The sequence below is a fragment of the Hanstruepera ponticola genome (genome assembly GCF_012931685.1).
GTDB lineage: Bacteria > Bacteroidota > Bacteroidia > Flavobacteriales > Flavobacteriaceae > Hanstruepera > Hanstruepera ponticola.
In genome coordinates this window covers 511,432-530,548 of the sequence record NZ_JABANC010000002.1, presented here as the reverse complement: position 1 = coordinate 530,548, position 19,117 = coordinate 511,432, and the positions used below count along the sequence as shown (strand labels likewise).

Here is a 19,117-nt window from a genome sequence, read left to right as displayed (position 1 = left end):
GTCAGTTTTAAAAATTTAAAAGTAACTTAAATCATGTTAATTTAATAGCGTTATTAGCATTTAGTATATTTGAGCATTAAATAATGAATTTGAAAACCAACAATAAAAAGATTTGTTTAGTAGTGTCTTCTTTAGGAAAAGGTGGAGCCGAGAAATCAAGTGCTTTACTATCTGAGATGCTTGATAGTTTAGGGTTTGAAGTGTACATTGTTTCTGTGCAAAATAATATTGCTTATGATTTTAAAGGCGAACTACTAAATTTGGATTTATTAGTGACTAATCGAAATAGTCTTCTAAAAAAAATAGCGAAAGCAAAATATTTTAAAATTTTTTTAAAACAGCATCAATTTGAATACATTATAGACAATAGATCACGTAATTATTGGTTGAGAGAGTTTATTATTACAAATTTTTGTTACTCAAAATATAAGATAATTTATGTTGTCCGAAGCTATAATTTAAACTATTATTTTTCTAAAAATAAGTTTTTGACAAAATTAAATTATAGAGGAGCTTCAGCGATAGTTGGTGTTTCTAAAGCTATAAAAGAAGAAGTTGAAAGGCTTTACGGTTTTAAAAATGTCTATGCTATTTCTAACCCTGTTAAAATTAATAATACAAAAACTGAAATGACTGACCATTTGGGTAAGTACATTTTGGCTTATGGTAGGATAGATGAAAAGGTAAAAAATTATACACTACTTTTAGAGGCTTACAAGCAATCTAAATTATCAGAAAATAATGTTGGATTAATTATTTTGGGTTCGGGTCCGGATTTGGATTTGTTAAAACGAAAAGTGAATGAATTAAATATTTCTGAATATGTAGAATTTAAACCTTTTGATGATAAACCTTATGACATAATTAAACAAGCTCGTTTTGTATGTCTTACAAGTAGATTTGAAGGTTTTCCCAGAGTTTTAATTGAGTCACTTTCCTTTGGGATACCTGTGATTTCTGTTGATTGTAAATCTGGTCCAAATGAAATTGTACAATCAGGATATAATGGTTTGTTAGTTGAAAATAATAACCCGAAAGAACTTTCTGAAGCTATGAATAGTTTTATATTTGATAAAGCACTCTATGACCATTGTAAATCAAATACAATAAAAAGTGTTGAAAAGTATGATTCTGATACGATAGCCAAAGAGTGGCAAAAACTATTAAATTCAATAGAATAAGAGCTAATATGAAGCAAATAGAGTTTATTGAAATCCCTAAAGTACAAGATCCAAGAGGTAATTTGGCAGTTATAGAAAAAGATGTACTACCTTTTGATATAAAACGGGTTTACTATTTATATGATGTGCCAAGTAATGCCCATAGAGGTGGCCATGCCCATAAAAAATTAGTTCAGGTTTTAATAGCGTTAAGTGGTAGTTTTGATGTGATATTGGATGATGGTAATGAGCGTAAAACCATCACCCTCAATAAGCCTGACAAAGGATTAGTAGTGCCAACTGGAATGTGGAGAGAATTAGGGAATTTTTCTTCTGGTTCAGTTTGTTTGGTTTTGGCTTCAGATGTTTTTGAGGAAGCAGATTATATTCGTGATTACGATTCTTTTGTGTCAATGAAAAGGCGATGAATTTATTTTTATTTTTCGTAATAAATTTTGAATAGCTACAAAGAACCTCAAAGCATTAGTACTTTTGTTTATTAAAAACCTTTGTTTTTTGTTCAAGGAATTAAGGTCAATTTTTTTTAGATAGGCATCAGCTTTTTTATTATTTCCAACTAATTTATATTGAATACCAATAGAAAATCTATTGACATCTAAATATTTTTTAAGTGATTTATTAGTTTTGACTAATGGTTCGTAAACGTCTAAATCAATAAATTTTCTATCATTTGTATTAGATTTAGTAATCCTATTTTCACTTTCTAAATTATGTATCGCTGTAATTGTATTACAGAATGCCACTGAATAGTTTAGAGCTATTCTAATCCATAAATCAGTATCTTCTCCAGCTCCTAAAATGATTTTTTCATTAAAAAGACCAATTTCATTAAGTACTTTTTTGGGAATCATTGTTGCAGATGTCCAAGCAATAGCGTTTTTTAAACTTGACTCAAAATAATCATCTATGAGTCCCATCCAACCATTAACTTTTGAGACGTTATTATAACGTGCAGGATAAGTAAGCGATTTATGCTTTTTGGCATAAGCCATGCAATACATGCCACAGTTGGGAAACTTATTTAATAACATGTTTAATAATTCTAAATGATTTTTCTTCCAAAAATCATCAGCATCTAAAAAAGCTATATAATTTCCTTGAGCTTTTTTAATTCCAAAATTTCTAGCAGCAGATACGCCTTGGTTTTTGGTTGTTAATAGTTTAATTCTTGTATCAGTAAATTTTTCAACAACTTTAAGACTTTTATCTGTCGAGCCATCGTTAACAATAATGATTTCAAAATCAGAAAATGTTTGATTTATCACACTATTTAAAGTCTCAGCTATAGAGTTAGCTTTGTTGTAGAGTGGTATGACAATAGAAAATTTAGACATTATCTTTTTGGTTTAATCTACAGAAGTAACCTAGTCTATAAATATCAAATAATATTAAATTGGGTGACTTACTTAACAGTTTCTTTTCTATTTCATTATTAAATTTTAGAGTTATTGTTCCAAGAAAATATGCTAAACCAATAGCCCTAAGCTTATTAAATACTTTCAATAATTTTGTTTCAGATGAAGAAATTTTGTTTTCCTTTACCAGATAATACAAGGTGTCAATAGCTTTTTTAGTTTTAGATAAGAATAATTTATTGTTTTCAATTCCAAAATGAATTACAGGATTCTCGATATGAACAACATTCGTTTTGTTTTTTTTTAATAACGTACTAAAGAGAATATCCAATCCATATTTGTTCTCTGTTAATTCAGAATTAGTTTTCAGAAAGACATCTTTTTTTATAGCCAAAGCTCCTGAAATTATAGATTGATATGGCTTGTTTTTTCTATGTTTTAAAGGCTGTTGCTCCCTGTTTCGGCCATAATGCCAACGTAGTATTTTGATTGCTTCTGGTTTTGTTTTTTGATAAGTAATACCGCCAAAAATGATGTCGGTATCATTTTCTATGTTTGAAACTATTTTTTTTATGAAGGTATTGTCTTTTGGCATCACATCAGCATCCAAAAATAGCAACCAATCATATTTAGCGTTTTGAGCTAAAATTTGTCTCGTAGCTGTGCGTCCAACATTCTTTTCGCTTATTATAAATTCTGCGCACTCAAGTGTGTTTATTTTTTGGTTTTCAGTGTTAAGATTTGAGTTTGAACCGTCATCCATACAAGATAACTCAAAATTAATTCCCAACACTAAAGATTGTGTTACAAGTTTTTCAGCTAGTGGATAAGCATTATAATTGTATGTAGGTATTAAAATGGAAAGCATAGATTTTTATCAATGAATTCAAAACTAAACAATAAATCACATTTTTTTTTAATAATAACAACTTTAAAATTATCATGATGGTATGGTAATTGTAAATTTGCTATCATGAAATCAATTTTAGCAGCTATTAGTTTTTGTTTTATTGTGTTCCAATTACAGGCACAAAAGGCCTTCCATGTATTCCCTAAAGATCATCCAACTATTAAAGGCTCAAAACTGGGTGATGGTAGCTTAAAGAACCCTTGGGATTTACAAACAGCACTTAACCAAAAAAGTGAAGTCGTGAATGGTGGTGATACTATTTGGTTGCATGGAGGTATTTATTCGGGTAGGTTTACAAGTAAGCTGCAAAGTACTATACCAAATAAAAATATTATTGTTACTTCATACAAAGGTGAATGGGCAATTATAAACGGAAATGTTCCTGGGCCTAATGTTGCTACTTTAAGTGTCGTAGGCAGAAATGTAACATACAGAGATTTTGAAATTTCACCAATTAATTTAAAAGTTAGAGATGAAAAAGTAGCAGGTTTTCGCCCATTTGGAGGCGTAAGTCATAATAGTGGAAAAAATTGTAAGTTCATTAACCTTATTATTCATGGAAATAATGGTTTGGGATTTGGGTCATGGAACAAAACAGGAGGAACCATGATTTCTAATTGTATTGTTTATGATAATGGGTATGTAGGTAAAAGCATTAAAGGTCTAGGTGAGGGGTTTTATGTTCAAAATGATAGTGATACTGAAATAAGGGTTTTAAAAAATAATATCATTTTCAATAACTATTATAAAGGTATTGAAGTCTGGTCTGCCAATAAAAAAGCGAATAGGGAATATGTTAAAAACATAACTTTAGACAATAATGTAATTTTTAATAGTGGTTTGGTTTCAGGAAGGACAGTTGATAATATTATTGTTGCAACCAATGATAGAAATGGTATTAACATAGCTAAAAATATAACGGTAACAAGTAACATACTTTACCATAATACCAATTATTTGCAAAATGAAGTTAATGGAGATGCACCATCATTAACAATAGGCTACTACAAAAATGCGCCAGTAGAAAACATCTTCATTAAGAATAATTTAATATTAGGAAGAAATAATCCGTTTAGATTGCTTCATCTTAAATCGGCAGAAATTTCAAATAACATAGTCTACGGTGGCTATATTCATATGCTTTCTATCACTGCAAATAGATTGAAGCCAGAAAGTCTTGATAGTAATACCTACTTTACAAAAAATGGTACGCCTTTCATGATTGATAAGAAGAAATATCAATTTGATAATTGGCGATTTACTTTTAAACAAGACCTAAATAGCCAACAAAAAAGTATTAAACAGTTTGATTTGCCATCGGTTTTAGATATTTCAAAAAATGATTATAAAGACCATAATTATAGAGTTGTTTTATTTAGCAAAAATGAAAATGATATTATAGTTGACTTTAGTAATTATGATATTGCTGAAAACTCTAATTATGTTATTCGCGATGTGGAAAATTTAGATGTAGAATTAAAAACAGGAACTGTAAAAAACGACTCTAAAATAGTATTTCCAATGAAGCTTGAAAGAAATGAAAGCAAATCTTTAAACAATTTTGGGGTTTATATTATTGAATTTAAACCGCAGTTATTGATTGAAGAAAAAGAGGGTTTTTTTAAGCGTTTATTTAAATGGTTGTTTTAGTTTTTATAGGTAGGCACATTTAGTTTTGTTAATATTCATTACTTTAGACACGTTATGATTATTTAGCATGAAATTTTATAAAAACTTTGTTGTTTTTTGGACTGTTATTTATTTGGCTATTGCTTTTATTGGCAGATTTACAACGTATCATAAAGAAGTTTTTCCTTTTTTTAGATGGTCCTTATATTCGAAAACACCAAATAAAGTCGAATTTCCATTTGTTATGGTAACCAAAATAGGTGATTCACTGATTCCACCAACTAATATATTAGATTTAAGCAATATTCATCATGTTTCAGCTATTGATATGAATTTGAATGTGATTAACCTTTACAATGTTGTCTCCAATAATTTAAATGAATTTGAGTTGGATGATAGCAGTTTTTTGAGAATTCTACCTTCGGGAAGTAACTTTGAACTTTTTGTGAAAACGTTAGATTTGAGTAAAAAAGAATATTTAAATACAGAAAAAACCACAAAGGTTTGTAACATTATAGATAACAAGATTATAGATTTTGATTGAGTTCTTAAAAGATCATTATTTTTGGAAATATACCTTTGGTAAATTCCCAATTTTCAATAAGCCAGTTGATAAGCTATACAGCGATATACAAACTATAGTTAAGTTCTCTTATGTCTTGTTTTTGGTTTTAATTCTAGATAATGTGTTTAATATTAGGGGATTGGAATCGGCTGAACGAATTAACCCGTTGTGGCCTTTAGAAGTAATTAAAGGTGTTTCATCAGTTTACCTTGCTTTATATTTTAAATTAAGTCTATTGCTTTCGTTTGTTTTGCTTTGTTTTAAGAATAACAATCTCTTTTTAAAGATTTTTGCTTTTATCAATTTCTTTTTATTTGTAGCATTTACTAATTCATTTGGTAAAATAAACCATGGCTTATATTTGCCGCTCATGTATTTGTTTGGGATAATTTTCTTGCCAAATAGTAATAAAGCACATTACAAAGAAAAAACCATTTTAATGTTTGCCTCTTTGCAATTTTTTTTGTTGCTAACATATTCGTTAACTGGTTTTTGGAAAGTATTCTGGGGCGTTATTGAATGTTTTAATGGTCAGGTAAGTCTGTTTTCACCACTATCCATGAGAAATGTTATTATTTTGCAAAACCAATTAATTGAACCAACAGTAGTTGGATCGTGGCTTGTAGAAAATTATTGGATTGCTTGGTTTTTATATTTGGGAGCTGTTTATATTGAATTGTTTTCAATACTAATATTTTTTAGAGCAAATCTTCATAAAATTTGGGGCGTGCTATTGTTGTTTCTGCATGCAGGAATAGCATTGGTATTAGATGTCTCAATGTATGGTGCTATTATGTGCATTGGGTTGCTATTAATAATGTCGCCTTTTATTATGACCTCAAAACTAAAGGTAGCTCTAATATCATTGCCAATTGTAAATTTCTTATATAAAATAATAAAGCGATAAATCTAAATATAATATGCTTTTCAATTCTATAGACTTTGCCATTTTTATGCCAATAGTCTTTTTATTGTATTGGTTTGTATTCAATAAGAATTTGCGTATTCAGAATTTATTTTTGATTGCCGTTAGCTATTTCTTTTATGCATGCTGGGATTGGCGATTTTTATCACTCATTTTAATTAGTTCTGTAGTTGATTTTTTAGTTGGGAAAAAGCTGTCTAATGAAACAAAAAAGCAAAATAGAACTTATTTATTACTCACAAGTTTATTTGTTAATCTTGGGGTACTTGGTTTTTTTAAGTACTATAACTTTTTTATAAATAGCTTTCAAGAGGTTTTCATGTTTTTTGGAAGTGAATTTCATGTCAGTACTCTCAAAATAATATTACCTGTTGGAATTAGCTTTTATACTTTCCAAACTTTAAGTTACACGATTGATGTTTACAAAAATCGCATATCAGTAACCAAAAATCCAGTTTCTTTTTTTGCTTTTGTAAGTTTCTTTCCTCAATTAGTTGCTGGTCCAATTGAAAGAGCAAGTAATTTGTTGCCGCAGTTTGAAAAAACACGTATTATGAATTATGCCAATGGTGTTAATGGTTTACGGTTAATATTATTAGGGCTTTTTAAAAAAATGGTTATTGCAGACAACTGTGCAAAAGTTGTAAATGAATTATTCGAATATTACCCAGAGCATAGTGGTAGCACATTATTATTTGGAGCTTTCTTTTTTGCTTTTCAAATCTATGGTGATTTTTCAGGTTATACGGATATTGCTATTGGTTGCTCAAAACTTTTAGGGTTTGATTTAATGCAAAACTTTAAAATGCCATATTTGTCAAGAAATTTAGGTGAATTTTGGAGACGTTGGCATATTTCATTATCCACCTGGTTTCGTGATTATGTTTATATCCCCTTGGGAGGTAGTAGGGTTTCAAAAACAAGGATAATTCGAAATATTCTTGTGGTATTTTTATTAAGTGGTTTGTGGCATGGTGCTAATTGGACTTTTATCATTTGGGGTTTAATACATGCCCTTTGTTTTCTACCATTAATACTATTTGATAAAAACAAAAAGTTTAATAATATACCTGATGAAAATAGAATACTGCCTTCGTTTAAAACATGCAGCCAAATATTAATCACATTTTTAATAGTAGTATTTGCATGGATTTTTTTTAGAGCTGAAACTTTATTCCATGCATTACAATATTTGAATGGAATATTTGATGAAACGCTTTTTTCAATGCCTCAAGTATCTAAAGAACTTACATTACTTTTGACAGCTTATATGTCAATTGAGTGGTTTCAGCGTAAAAAAGAGCATGTATTAGATATTGATTTTATAAACTATAGACCAATAAGGATAGTAATTTATTACCTTGTTTTGTTCTGTATAGTTTACTATTCAGGTAACACACAGCCATTTATTTATTTTCAATTTTAATGAAAAAACTACTTAAGTATATAATATTGTTTTTGTCGCCCATAGTATTGATAATTATAGGTATTGAAATATTTTACAGGACGGTTCCAACTAATTATAGTTTTAAGCATCAAGAAATTTTGAAACATCGAGATTCTATTGAAGTTCTAATTTTTGGAGATTCACACGCTATGTATGGAATTAATCCTAAATATTTAGATAAAAAAGCATTTAATTTAGCTAATTTGAGTCAGACAATATATTTTGATAAGTTACTATTTCAAAGTTACGTTGACCAATTACCTAATTTAGAATGTATAATTATTCCTATGGAATATACTACAATGAGCCAAGCCGATAATACTGAAGAAGACATATGGAGAAAATACTTTTATAATGCACAAATGGGACTAAATGTTCCAATTATAAAGTGGTATAATCCTAAAAAATATAGCCTAGCACTTTCGCAAAAAATGGTCAGAACAGTGAAGGCTTTAAATACTTGGAGACAAACAAATACATTAGTTAATTGTGATAACAATGGATGGGGTTTAGGTTATAATTCATCAGTAGATTCATCGGATGTTCATAGACTGGCAAAAGTAATTTCCAGAAAGCATGATGATGCAAAATATGATATTTCTCAAAATTTAGAGCGAGTTAAATCAATAGTAAAAGTTTGTAAAAAGAAAAATATAAATGTTATACTAGTCAATTTACCAGTAACCAATCAGTATTTCAATTTGTTGGTTCAGGATGAGGTTATAGAAATATTAAAACAATCCTATATTTTGAATGCTCAAAATAAACACGTGAAAAATCTAAATTTAGTTCAGGACCCAAGATTTTATTTAGAAGATTTTCAAGATGTAGATCACTTAAATCGAAACGGAGCCAAAAAATGTTCCGTGATACTTGATGACTTTATAAAAGATTTTTAATTCTTTTTCTGCACCACTTCATAAACTTGATTATCGTCGCATTTAAGTGTTTTACTAGGATATTTTAATAATAGAGCATAATCATGGGTAGCCATTAAAATGGTATTGCCATTTTTGTTTATATCTTGGAGAACCTCCATGACTTCCACACTTGTCTGTGGATCCAGGTTTCCAGTAGGCTCATCTGCCAGAATTAGTTCAGGGTTATTCAATAAAGCTCTTGCGATAGCTACACGCTGTTGTTCTCCTCCAGAGAGCTCATGCGGAAATTTAAAGCCTTTGGTTTTCATCCCTACTTTATTTAAAACTTCTTCTATTCTTGTAGTCATTTCTTTTTTGTCTTTCCAGCCTGTTGCTTTCAAAACAAATAATAAATTTTCGTTTACTGTTCTATCCGTTAAAAGTTTGAAATCTTGAAAAACAACACCCAATTTCCGTCTTAAGAACGGAATATCTTTCTCTTTAAGAGTTCTCAAATCAAAATCAACAATGCTGCCTTCGCCTTTGGTTAATGGTAAATCACCATAAAGCGTTTTCATAAAACTACTTTTTCCAGTTCCGGTTTTACCTATTAAATAAACGAAATCACCTTTATTAACTTCAACGTTAATATCAGACAATACCAAACTATCACCTTGGAAAATAGAAGCGTCTTTAAGATAAAGTACTTGCTGCATGTTTATGATTTTGAGTTTTTAAATGAAAATAAATTAGTCATGACAAAGTAAACAATTAATGCGAAATAGGGAAAGCAGAATCGGGAATTTGTACCATAAGCTACCAATGCTTGAGCCAGAGATCCAGATAAGATTATTAATACCAAAAATAAGTCGTAGTCTAAAACCCTTAATTTCTGTTTTAAGGCAGTCAATATTTTTTTGAAAGCAAATATTAGAAATAGGATATTTATGAGTATTAATAAAGGCTTTTGAATATAATTCCATAGGCCAACTAAACCTTTTCTAATAACTTTGTATTCAAATTTATCTACATTCCATAAAAGGGTTGAAGTCCCTCCCCAAAAATCTTTCCATGAAATAAAAACTTGTTTTGAATACTGGTCAGGATGTTCTTTAAAAAGGTTTATTGAGATTTCACCTAATTCATGAGATAAATCTGGAGGAGATAGATTGGTTGCTGTAATAAGCTCATCATAAGCATACCAAACAGTCATAGGATATTTATGATAAGGTTCGTTTTTTACAACATAATTACGGTGTTTTACAAAAATATCACGTATAACTTGGTGTTCATCAGGTGCTTTTTCAAAAAATGAAGTTGCTGTTTGTGCTAGATTGATTCCTAAATAATAACTACTAGTAAAATAACCAATATTATGTTTGTTCAGTGAACTCCAACTGTAAAAACTAATAAAGGGAATGATTAAAATAATAGCCGATTTTAAAAATGCTGACTTGAGATTGACTTTAAAATTCTTAAATACAAAATACAGAAAATAGCCTAATGGGAAATATATAAATAGTGGTCTTGTTAGGTATAAAGCACTGAAAATAAGCGATAATATAATTACATGTTTAATTGAGGTAGTGACATGTAGCAATTTGTACTTTTCAATATACCAAAAAGCCAAAATCATTAAGGTGTAAGTTAAGGATTCAGTTAATATGGCAAATTCATAAAAAACCACAGATAAAAAAGAAGTTGTTATAACTGCTGTTATAAAAGCAATATCCTTGCTTTTTGTTTTTACCCAGCAAAAATCATAAAGTAGATAAGTATTTACAACCCCTAAAATGACTTGAAAAAAAACCACAAGATGTAAATTTTGCCCAGTTAAAGCAATTAAAAATGGAAATCCAGGTGTTCTTTCGCCAGTATAATTGAAAAGATTAAGATTGCCTATATAAGTTGCGAGATTAATATAGTCTTCAGTATCTGGAAAAATAGTGATAGCATTATAGAAAATGAATACCAAAACCCTAACCAAAACGGCATAAATTAGAATGTTCCTTATAGGATTGGTTAAAATTGTTTTATATGTGTTTTGGAATGTTTTCACTTATAATGGTTGTAGATTTTTATAAAATCCAATGGTAGCTTCAAAATATCTGTATTAGAAATTTTTGATGCTCCAATATCTTTCCATTCGAGTAATGGAACTTCATGGATGTTATCTAAACAATACGCTTTACCATATTTTAGCTTAGCACGCAAAATCAATTCAACATCAAAAAGCCATTTGGTTTTAAAAGGTTCAGCAAATAATACTTTTGCTAAATTATAATCAATAATTTTGGCACCACATTGGGTGTCGTAAATCCCTAGCTGCAAAATAAAGGAATCGATAATAGTAGCAACGATTCTCCCAGAAATATGTCTTTTTAAACGTCTATCAATATCGCTTCCAATGCGTTTAATACGTGAACCCATAACAAAGGGTTTTTGCTTGTTTTGAACATAGTGCAACAGACGCTCTATTTCCTCTAGTGGTGTTGAAAGATCTGCATCCAAATAGCCAACATAGTCGTAATTAGAATTAAGTTTTAAGAACCCATGGCGAATAGCCTCTGCTTTCCCAACATTAGTTTCAAGATGCAGGGAATGAAATCGTTCTGATGTATTAGAAAGTCCATCTAAAATAGATTTAGTATTGTCAGAGCTTCCATCATTAATAAAGTAGAAACTCATATCAGCATTATGATTATTAAATGCTTCAAATTTAGCAATGTCAATTCTATTAGCTTCATTAAAACATGGAACAATAATTGCGCAAGAAGTATTCATATAAGCGGATCTGAAAGCTAACAGTTACTGTTTGTAAATGTATTGTTTTCTTTAAAATTACGGCAAGTTAGTTTGAGTAATTTTATATGAAGCTCCGATTTTTATAACTCTGTTTATAATTATAAGTTAATTCCAACGTTATGAAATATATATTGATTTATCTTTGATTTTGAATTAAAAGCAAGCATTCATGTTAAGAAGAATAGCCTTATTTTTTATAGTGGTTTTTGGAATATTTCAAATATCTGTGGCCCAGCAAACCGAAGCTTACACCAATGATTTGGTGGATTACCAAAAAGCACTTTCACTTTATAATAACAATCAGTATTTAGCCGCCCAAACACTTTTTAGAAATATAAAAAAAGATGCTGAAACGGATGCTTTAAAATCAGATTGTGATTATTTTATAGCCAATTGTGCAGTTAGACTCAATCAGCAAAATGCAGACAAATTGATCGAGGATTTTGTTGAAAATTATCCAACTAGCACCAAGCGTAATACGGCCTTTTTGGATGTAGCAGACTATTATTTCGTAAACGGAAAATATGCACACGCCAAAAAATGGTATGACAAAGTGGATGAAAATTCACTGGCTCGTAGTGAACGAGATAAATTCAGTTTTAACAATGGTTATGTAGCATTTACAACAGGTGATTATAAAACAGCCAAAAAGCATTTGTCCCGATTGGAAACTTCACAAAAGTATGGTTCTCAAGCAAAATATTATATGGGTTTTATGGCTTATCAAGACGATGATTACAATCAAGCCAATGAATACTTTGATCAGGTAAGCGATCAGGAGAAATACAAGGAAAAACTATCATACTATCAAGCCGATTTAAATTTCAAACTTGGAAAGTTTGAAGAAGCCATAAAGCTAGCTAAAGAACGCTTGCCAGATAGTGATCGGAATGAAGTGTCTGAACTCAATAAAATAATTGGAGAAAGTTATTTTAACCTTGAAAAATATGCTGAAGCCATTCCGTACCTTCAAGAATTCAAAGGCAGACGTGGTAAATGGAATAATACTGATTACTATCAATTGGGTTATGCTTATTACAAACAAGGTAATTATGAGGATGCTATTTCAGAATTCAATAAAATAATAGATGGCGATAATGGTGTAGCACAAAATGCCTACTACCATTTAGGTGAAAGCTATGTGAATCTCGATAAAAAACAAGAAGCACTCAATGCTTTTCGGAATGCATCCCAAATGGATTTCGATTTAAAAATTCAAGAAGATGCCTGGCTCAATTATGCTAAAATTAGTTATGAAATAGGAAATCCATATCAATCCGTTCCGCAAGTGCTGACAGATTATTTAGATAAATATCCAGATACAGCATACAAAGAAGAAATTGAAACGTTATTAATTGACTCTTATATCACATCTAAAAATTATAAAGAGGCTTTAGTTTTACTGGAAGGAAAGCGCAACTTTGAAAGCAAGGTAGCATTCCAAAAAGTAGCTTTTTATAGAGGATTGGAATTGTATAACGAAGGTAATTATCAAGAAGCAAGTAAATTGTTCGAGAAATCAATTAAAGAACCTAGAGACGATAATTATACGGCTCGAGCTACATTCTGGAAAGCTGAAACTGATTATAATTTAACCAATTATGAAGATGCCTTAATTGGATTTAAACAATTCAAGCAACAAGTAAGTTCTAGCGGAACACCTGAATATACCAACCTTGAGTACAATTTAGCCTATACGTATTTTAAGCAGAAAAATTATGATAAAGCAAGTGAGCATTTTAATTCATTTATTTCTAGTGTAAAAGATGATGATATTCGTCTTAATGATGCTTATTTAAGAATGGGAGATGCCCATTTTGTGTCAACTGAATATAATGAGGCCATTCAGGCTTACGACCAAGCCGTCAAGCTGAACAAGATAGATGCTGATTATGCCTATTTTCAAAAAACATTAAGCCAAGGCTATGCTGGAAATTCCAATCAAAAAATTTCAGGTTTGGAAACATTTATTGACAGATTTCCAAAATCTACTTTACGTGATGATGCTATATATGAGTTGGGAAACTCATATGTAAAAAAAGGCGAATCAGATAAAGCGATTAGGATGTATGATAAACTGAATTCAGAATATCGCATGAGTATTCTGGCACCAAAGGCCCAATTACGTCAAGGTTTGATTCATTATAATGCTAGAGAAAATGAACGTGCATTGACCAAGTTTAAGGCTGTTGCAACCAATTATCCAGGAACACCAGAAGCCAATCAGGCTGTTTCAACTGCACGTTTGATTTATATTGATTTAGGGCGTGTAAACGAATATGCGTCTTGGGTAAAGACCTTAGATTATGTAGAGGTAACAGATGCCGATTTGGATAATACAACTTTTGAATCTGCCGAGAAAAAATATATTGAAAATAAAACCGATGATGCCATACGTCAGTTTAATGGCTATTTAAATGACTTTCCTAGAGGTCTTCATGCCTTACAAGCACATTTTTATTTAGCACAATTGTATTTCAAAAAAGACTTGAAATCTAATGCGGCACCACATTATAAAGCAGTTGTTAATGCCTCTCAAAATGAATTTACCGAAGAAGCATTATCGCGACTTTCACAAATTTATTTAGAAAACAAAAATTGGAATGAAGCGATTCCTGTTCTAAAACGTCTAGAAAATGAAGCAAGTTTCCCGCAGAATGTCATTTTTGCACAATCAAATTTAATGAAAGCTAATTATCAATTAGAAAAATATAATGAAGCTATTTCTTATGCCGAAAAAGTATTGACTAATGTCAGTATAGATAATAAAATAAAGAGTGATGCACACGTCATTATTGCAAGATCATCTATAAAACAAGGCAATGAAACACGTGCCAAGACTGCTTACACAGAAGTTGAAAAAACAGCAACAGGTGAAACTGCTGCTGAAGCCTTGTATTACAATGCCTATTTCAAACACAAAGCAGGAAGTTTTGAAGCGTCCAATACAACGGTTCAGCAACTGGCAAAGGATTATTCAGGGTATAAATATTATAGTGCCAAAGGATTAATTGTTATGGCTAAAAATTATTATGCTTTAGGAGATGCCTTTCAAGCAACCTATATTTTGGAAAGCGTCATTGAAAATTTTCCTGATTTTGATGATGTTGTTGAAGAGGCACAAACGGAACTCAATAAACTAAAAACAGAGCAAGCCAAAACGAACGCATCAGTTCAAAGTGAGGAAGACTAAAATCTGAAGTTTAGAATTGTAAATAATCAAAAAATACATCAAACAAAAAACAAATCTATGCGCAAGCAAGTTTATCAAATCTTAATAATAACAATCGTTTTTTCTATTGGATCTACTTGGGCCCAAGAACGACCAAACGATACGCTTGATACGAATGTTATTAATGTGGTAAAACCATACGAACCATCTATTTCTGATGCGTTTAAGGTAAAAGAAGAACCGTCATTAGATGATGAGGTGACCACAACAAAAAAAGACATTCAGTATAATATTTTTTCATTCCCTGTTGCATCAACGTTCACACCAGCAAAAGGTAAAGCCGCAGTGGTTGACAAAGAAAAACCACCAAAAGTATATGATAACTATGCATCATTAGGGTTTGGTAATTACGTTAATATTTTAGGTGAATTATACTTGAATCATGCTATATCAAGAACAGAGAGTGTTGGAGGTTATATTAGCCACCATTCATCTCAAGGTGGCATTGATGGTGTATTTCTGGATGACAGTTTTTATGATACAAAATTGAATGTGAACTATGCTCAAAACTTACGAGATATGGCTTGGAATGTTGAGTTAGGTGGTTTGCACCAAAGTTATAATTGGTATGGTGTTCCAAAATCTATTTTTGAAAAATCAGATGTCGATAGATTACCAGTTTTACATGAATTTTATGGTGCACATGTGTCAGGTGATATTTCTTTTGAAGACTCTTATATTACATCTGGATCGGTGTTTTTTAGACGTTTTGGAGACGATAGAGGTTCTGGAGAAAATAGGTTTAAAGCAAAAGCAGCAGGCAATATTCCCATTTCAGATTTTGAAATTACAACCGAGTTAAAAATAGACTATTTAGGCGGTTCGTTTGATAGAAGTTATTATGTTGAAGACGAATTGAAATACGGAAATTTTAATGTTGGCTTATTGCCAACCTACCGATTGACACAAGATGATTTAACATTGGATTTGGGTGTGTCTTTTTATTATTTAAACGATACCGAAATGGGTGAAAATAAATTCTATATATATCCCAACTTATCGGCATCGTATAGAGTGGTAGATGAGATTCTTATAGCCTATGGAGGCATTCAAGGTGGTTTGCTTCAGAATAGTTATTATGATTTTGCTCAAGAAAACCCATTTGTATCACCAACACTTTTTATTGCTCCAACTGATCAGCAATACAATGCATTTATTGGACTTAAAGGTAAATTGTCCAATAGTATGGGCTATAATATAAAAGGTGCTTATGTAGCTGAAAACAATAAAGCCTTGTTTTTGAATAACGATGTTATTGCTATGGGTGAAAGTTATACCTATGGTAATTCATTTGGTGTGGTATATGATGATGTATCAACCTTTTCAATTGGTGGCGAATTAAGTGTTGACGTCAGTAGAAATTTCACCCTAGGAATTCAAGGCGAGTACTTTATTTATGATGTTAGTGACCAGCGTGAAGCTTGGAATTTACCTGACATTAAGGCGTCGTTGTTTATGGATTATCAAATCAATGAAAAATGGTTTGCTGGAGCCAATTTGTTCTACGTAGGCGAACGAAAAGATTATATATTTTATCCAAACCTTATTCAACCTTTTGAAGGTACAGTTACCTTAGATAGTTATTTTGATCTAAACGCACATGTTGGATATCATATTACTGACCGATTATCAGCCTATTTAAAAGGCAATAATTTAGCCAACCAAGATTATCAACGCTGGCAAAATTTCAACGTTCAAGGCATTCAATTGTTAGGTGGCGTAACTTATAAATTTGATTTTTAACTAATTCCTGCGAAGGCAGGAATCTCTTTGTCACGTCGAGAACGGTCTTTGAGGCAACTCGAAATGAAGTCGAGACCTCTTAAATACAAAAAACACTCATTCTTTGAGTGTTTTTTTGTTGCCATAAATATTAGTAATTTGCATTCCTAACGCTATTAATCATGAAGTATAATTACTTATTCCTAATTGCACTAATTTCGTTTACCTTTTCTCAAGCGCAAATTGTTAATATTCCAGATGCTAATTTTAAAAACGCCTTGGTGAATACCAACTGTGTAGATACAGATGGTGATTACACAGGAGATATAGACGCAGATACCAATAACGATGGAGAAATACAAGTTTCGGAAGCAGAAGCCGTATTGAGTTTAGATGTTTTAAACAGAAATATTGACTCACTAGAAGGTATTTCCTCTTTTGTAAATTTAGAAATGTTGAATTGTACGGCTAATTATCTGACAAATTTGGATGTTAGTGATTTAACCAATCTTACTGATTTGTTGTGCGGATCCAACTTATTAACCAATCTGAATATTACTGGTTTAACTAATATCGAATTTTTGAATTGTTCCAGAAATAGACTAACAACTTTAAATGTAACTGCGCTGACAAACCTTGATAGATTATTTTGTGATAATAACGATTTATCTACATTGAACTTAAGTGGATTAACAAATCTAACAGAATTAAATTGCTCTGTTAATTATTTGACAGCATTAGACTTAAGTAGTTTGGTTAATCTTGTTGATTTAGACTGTAGCAACGGTTTTGACTTTTTTTTTAATTCATTAGATTTAAGTGGGTTAGTAAGTCTCGAGAATTTAGACTGTACTGATCTTTATTTAGAATCATTAGATGTTAATGAGTCGCCAAATCTAACAGATTTAGATTGCTCTAATAATGAATTAACGAGTTTGTTCATGAAAAATGGCAGTCACATAGAGTATTTAGATATTTATAATAATCCAGATTTAGAATATATCTGTACTGATGATTTTGAAATTGACTATGTAAAGAATAGAGCTGAATTGTTTGGTTTAACGGACTGTGAAGTAAATTCCTATTGTTTCTTTGAGCCAGGAGGAAATTTTTATGTTATTGATGGACAAACCCATTTAGATTTTGCAATGGACGGCTGTGATGTGAGTGATGATGTTTATCCCAATCTAAAACTTAATGTAAATGATGGTGTTATAAATAGATATTTCATTCCTGGTAACGATGGAAGTCATTCTTTTCCTGTTTTGGAGGGAGAACACACTGTTACTCCTGTTTTAGAGAATCTAGATTATTTTACGGTTACACCAGAAAGTATGACTGTGAATTTTCCAACTGAAGCAAGTCCGTATAATCAAGATTTTTGTATTACACCAAATGGAGTATATAATGATTTGGAAGTTTTTATTATTCCATTAGAGCAGGCGAGACCTGGTTTTGATACAGATTACAAAGTGCTTTATAAAAATAAAGGGAATACAACGCTTTCAGGAACTGTGCTTTTTGATTATGACGAAAATAGGGATGCCATGACTTTTGTGTCTGCAACACCAGAAGCAGACAATGTTGCCGGTAACATAGTGACATGGAATTATAGTAATCTGCAACCTTTTGAGTCTCGGGAAGTGTTAGTTACTTTAAATATGAATACACCAACCGATACACCACCATTAAACGGAGGAGATGATATAGGTTATGTAGCTGATATTTACCCAAAAGACATAGACGAAACAGCTCATGATAATAATTTCCAAATAAAATTAACAGTAGTCAACTCATTTGATCCAAACGATAAAACCTGCTTGCAAGGTGAGACCATAACACCAGAAGAAGTGGGCGACTATGTGCACTATCTCATCCGCTTTGAAAACACAGGGACTGCTAGTGCAGTTAATATTGTTGTTAGGGATGAAATAGATACGGCAAAATACGATGTATCAACTTTACTACCATTGAATAGTAGCCATGACTTTATAACAGAAATAAAGGACGATAATATTGTTGAATTTATTTTTGAGGATATAAACCTACCGTTTGATGATGCCAACAATGATGGTTATGTACTGTTCAAAATAAAAACATTGGAAACTTTGGAATTAGGTGACACATTTTCAAACGACGCCGAAATCTATTTTGATTACAATGCGCCAATAATCACTAATGATGAATTAACAACCGTTGCCGAAAACCTGTCTGTTGAAGAGACTGAATTACAAAACTTAATAACCGTATATCCAAATCCAGCAGCAGATGTCATTATTTTGGAAAGTAAAACTAATTTGGAATCTATTATAGTTTATGATGTACATGGTAGGCAGGTACTTACGCAGTTGACATCAACAAACCAATTACGATTAAATGTAAGCAATCTTGTAAAGGGTATTTATTTTTTAAACTTAAAAACGGTTGATGGTGAACAAACTACAAAGTTTATAAAAAAGTAAATTCTTAATAATTTTGATGAGAGA

Annotated in this window: 15 protein-coding genes; 10 read left to right on the top strand and 5 right to left on the bottom strand. The window is 30.9% G+C overall.

Annotated features, from left to right (window positions below; genetic code table 11):
- The first annotated feature begins 83 nt into the window (after nucleotides 1-83).
- Complete coding sequence (locus tag HGK31_RS08310) at nucleotides 84-1,181, top strand: glycosyltransferase (protein ID WP_191859310.1); 1,098 nt, start codon at nucleotides 84-86, stop codon at nucleotides 1,179-1,181.
- A gap of 8 nt (nucleotides 1,182-1,189) precedes the next feature.
- A complete protein-coding gene (locus HGK31_RS08305; protein ID WP_191859309.1) occupies nucleotides 1,190-1,588 on the top strand; it encodes a sugar 3,4-ketoisomerase in 399 nt (132 codons plus the stop codon).
- On the opposite strand, the gene HGK31_RS08300 is transcribed toward HGK31_RS08305, so the two are convergent.
- Together HGK31_RS08300 and HGK31_RS08295 are read right to left on the bottom strand one after the other, a co-directional pair.
- Nucleotides 1,571-2,515 (bottom strand): glycosyltransferase family 2 protein, encoded by a 945-nt coding sequence (locus HGK31_RS08300; RefSeq protein ID WP_191859308.1) that lies wholly within the window; start codon nucleotides 2,513-2,515, stop codon nucleotides 1,571-1,573. The genes HGK31_RS08305 and HGK31_RS08300 overlap by 18 nt on opposite strands.
- Nucleotides 2,508-3,404 (bottom strand): glycosyltransferase family 2 protein, encoded by an 897-nt coding sequence (locus HGK31_RS08295; protein ID WP_191859307.1) that lies wholly within the window; start codon nucleotides 3,402-3,404, stop codon nucleotides 2,508-2,510. Before HGK31_RS08295 ends, HGK31_RS08300 begins: the two co-directional genes overlap by 8 nt.
- A 105-nt stretch (nucleotides 3,405-3,509) precedes the next feature.
- Between HGK31_RS08295 and HGK31_RS08290 the strand changes: the two genes are divergently transcribed.
- From HGK31_RS08290 to HGK31_RS08270, 5 genes are all read left to right on the top strand, one after another.
- Nucleotides 3,510-5,096, top strand: coding sequence for a right-handed parallel beta-helix repeat-containing protein (locus tag HGK31_RS08290; RefSeq protein WP_191859306.1), 1,587 nt, complete (start codon nucleotides 3,510-3,512; stop codon nucleotides 5,094-5,096).
- Nucleotides 5,097-5,163: 67 nt separating this feature from the next.
- Nucleotides 5,164-5,619 carry a hypothetical protein gene (locus HGK31_RS08285; protein WP_191859305.1) on the top strand — a complete coding sequence of 152 codons (456 nt, stop codon included), beginning with the start codon at nucleotides 5,164-5,166 and terminating at the stop codon, nucleotides 5,617-5,619.
- Nucleotides 5,612-6,547: a hypothetical protein gene (locus tag HGK31_RS08280; protein WP_191859304.1), complete on the top strand. Its 936-nt coding sequence runs from the start codon at nucleotides 5,612-5,614 to the stop codon at nucleotides 6,545-6,547. The genes HGK31_RS08285 and HGK31_RS08280 overlap by 8 nt, the downstream gene beginning before the upstream one ends.
- A 13-nt stretch (nucleotides 6,548-6,560) precedes the next feature.
- Nucleotides 6,561-7,991: an MBOAT family O-acyltransferase gene (locus HGK31_RS08275; protein ID WP_191859303.1), complete on the top strand. Its 1,431-nt coding sequence runs from the start codon at nucleotides 6,561-6,563 to the stop codon at nucleotides 7,989-7,991.
- Complete coding sequence (locus HGK31_RS08270; RefSeq protein WP_191859302.1) at nucleotides 7,991-8,911, top strand: hypothetical protein; 921 nt, start codon at nucleotides 7,991-7,993, stop codon at nucleotides 8,909-8,911. The genes HGK31_RS08275 and HGK31_RS08270 overlap by 1 nt, the downstream gene beginning before the upstream one ends.
- Here the strand turns inward: HGK31_RS08270 and HGK31_RS08265 are convergent.
- The 3 genes from HGK31_RS08265 to HGK31_RS08255 are packed head-to-tail and all read right to left on the bottom strand — an operon-like array spanning nucleotide 8,908 to nucleotide 11,656.
- The gene (locus tag HGK31_RS08265; protein ID WP_104734466.1) at nucleotides 8,908-9,588 is read right to left on the bottom strand and encodes a cell division ATP-binding protein FtsE; all 681 of its coding nucleotides are present in this window, start codon (nucleotides 9,586-9,588) and stop codon (nucleotides 8,908-8,910) included. The two genes, HGK31_RS08270 and HGK31_RS08265, sit on opposite strands and share 4 nt — an antisense overlap.
- Nucleotides 9,589-9,590: 2 nt before the next feature.
- The gene (locus HGK31_RS08260; protein WP_191859301.1) at nucleotides 9,591-10,931 is read right to left on the bottom strand and encodes a glycosyltransferase family protein; all 1,341 of its coding nucleotides are present in this window, start codon (nucleotides 10,929-10,931) and stop codon (nucleotides 9,591-9,593) included.
- On the bottom strand, nucleotides 10,928-11,656 hold the full coding sequence (locus tag HGK31_RS08255) for a glycosyltransferase (protein WP_191859300.1): 729 nt from the start codon (nucleotides 11,654-11,656) through the stop codon (nucleotides 10,928-10,930). Before HGK31_RS08255 ends, HGK31_RS08260 begins: the two co-directional genes overlap by 4 nt.
- A gap of 190 nt (nucleotides 11,657-11,846) precedes the next feature.
- Here HGK31_RS08255 and HGK31_RS08250 point away from each other — a divergent pair, with 190 nt between their 5' ends.
- From HGK31_RS08250 to HGK31_RS08240, 3 genes are all read left to right on the top strand, one after another.
- Nucleotides 11,847-14,870, top strand: coding sequence for a tetratricopeptide repeat protein (locus HGK31_RS08250; RefSeq protein WP_191859299.1), 3,024 nt, complete (start codon nucleotides 11,847-11,849; stop codon nucleotides 14,868-14,870).
- Nucleotides 14,871-14,927: 57 nt separating this feature from the next.
- Nucleotides 14,928-16,652 carry a porin family protein gene (locus HGK31_RS08245; protein WP_191859298.1) on the top strand — a complete coding sequence of 575 codons (1,725 nt, stop codon included), beginning with the start codon at nucleotides 14,928-14,930 and terminating at the stop codon, nucleotides 16,650-16,652.
- 161 nt (nucleotides 16,653-16,813) lie between these two features.
- On the top strand, nucleotides 16,814-19,093 hold the full coding sequence (locus HGK31_RS08240; protein ID WP_191859297.1) for a T9SS type A sorting domain-containing protein: 2,280 nt from the start codon (nucleotides 16,814-16,816) through the stop codon (nucleotides 19,091-19,093).
- The last annotated feature ends 24 nt before the right edge of the window (nucleotides 19,094-19,117 follow it).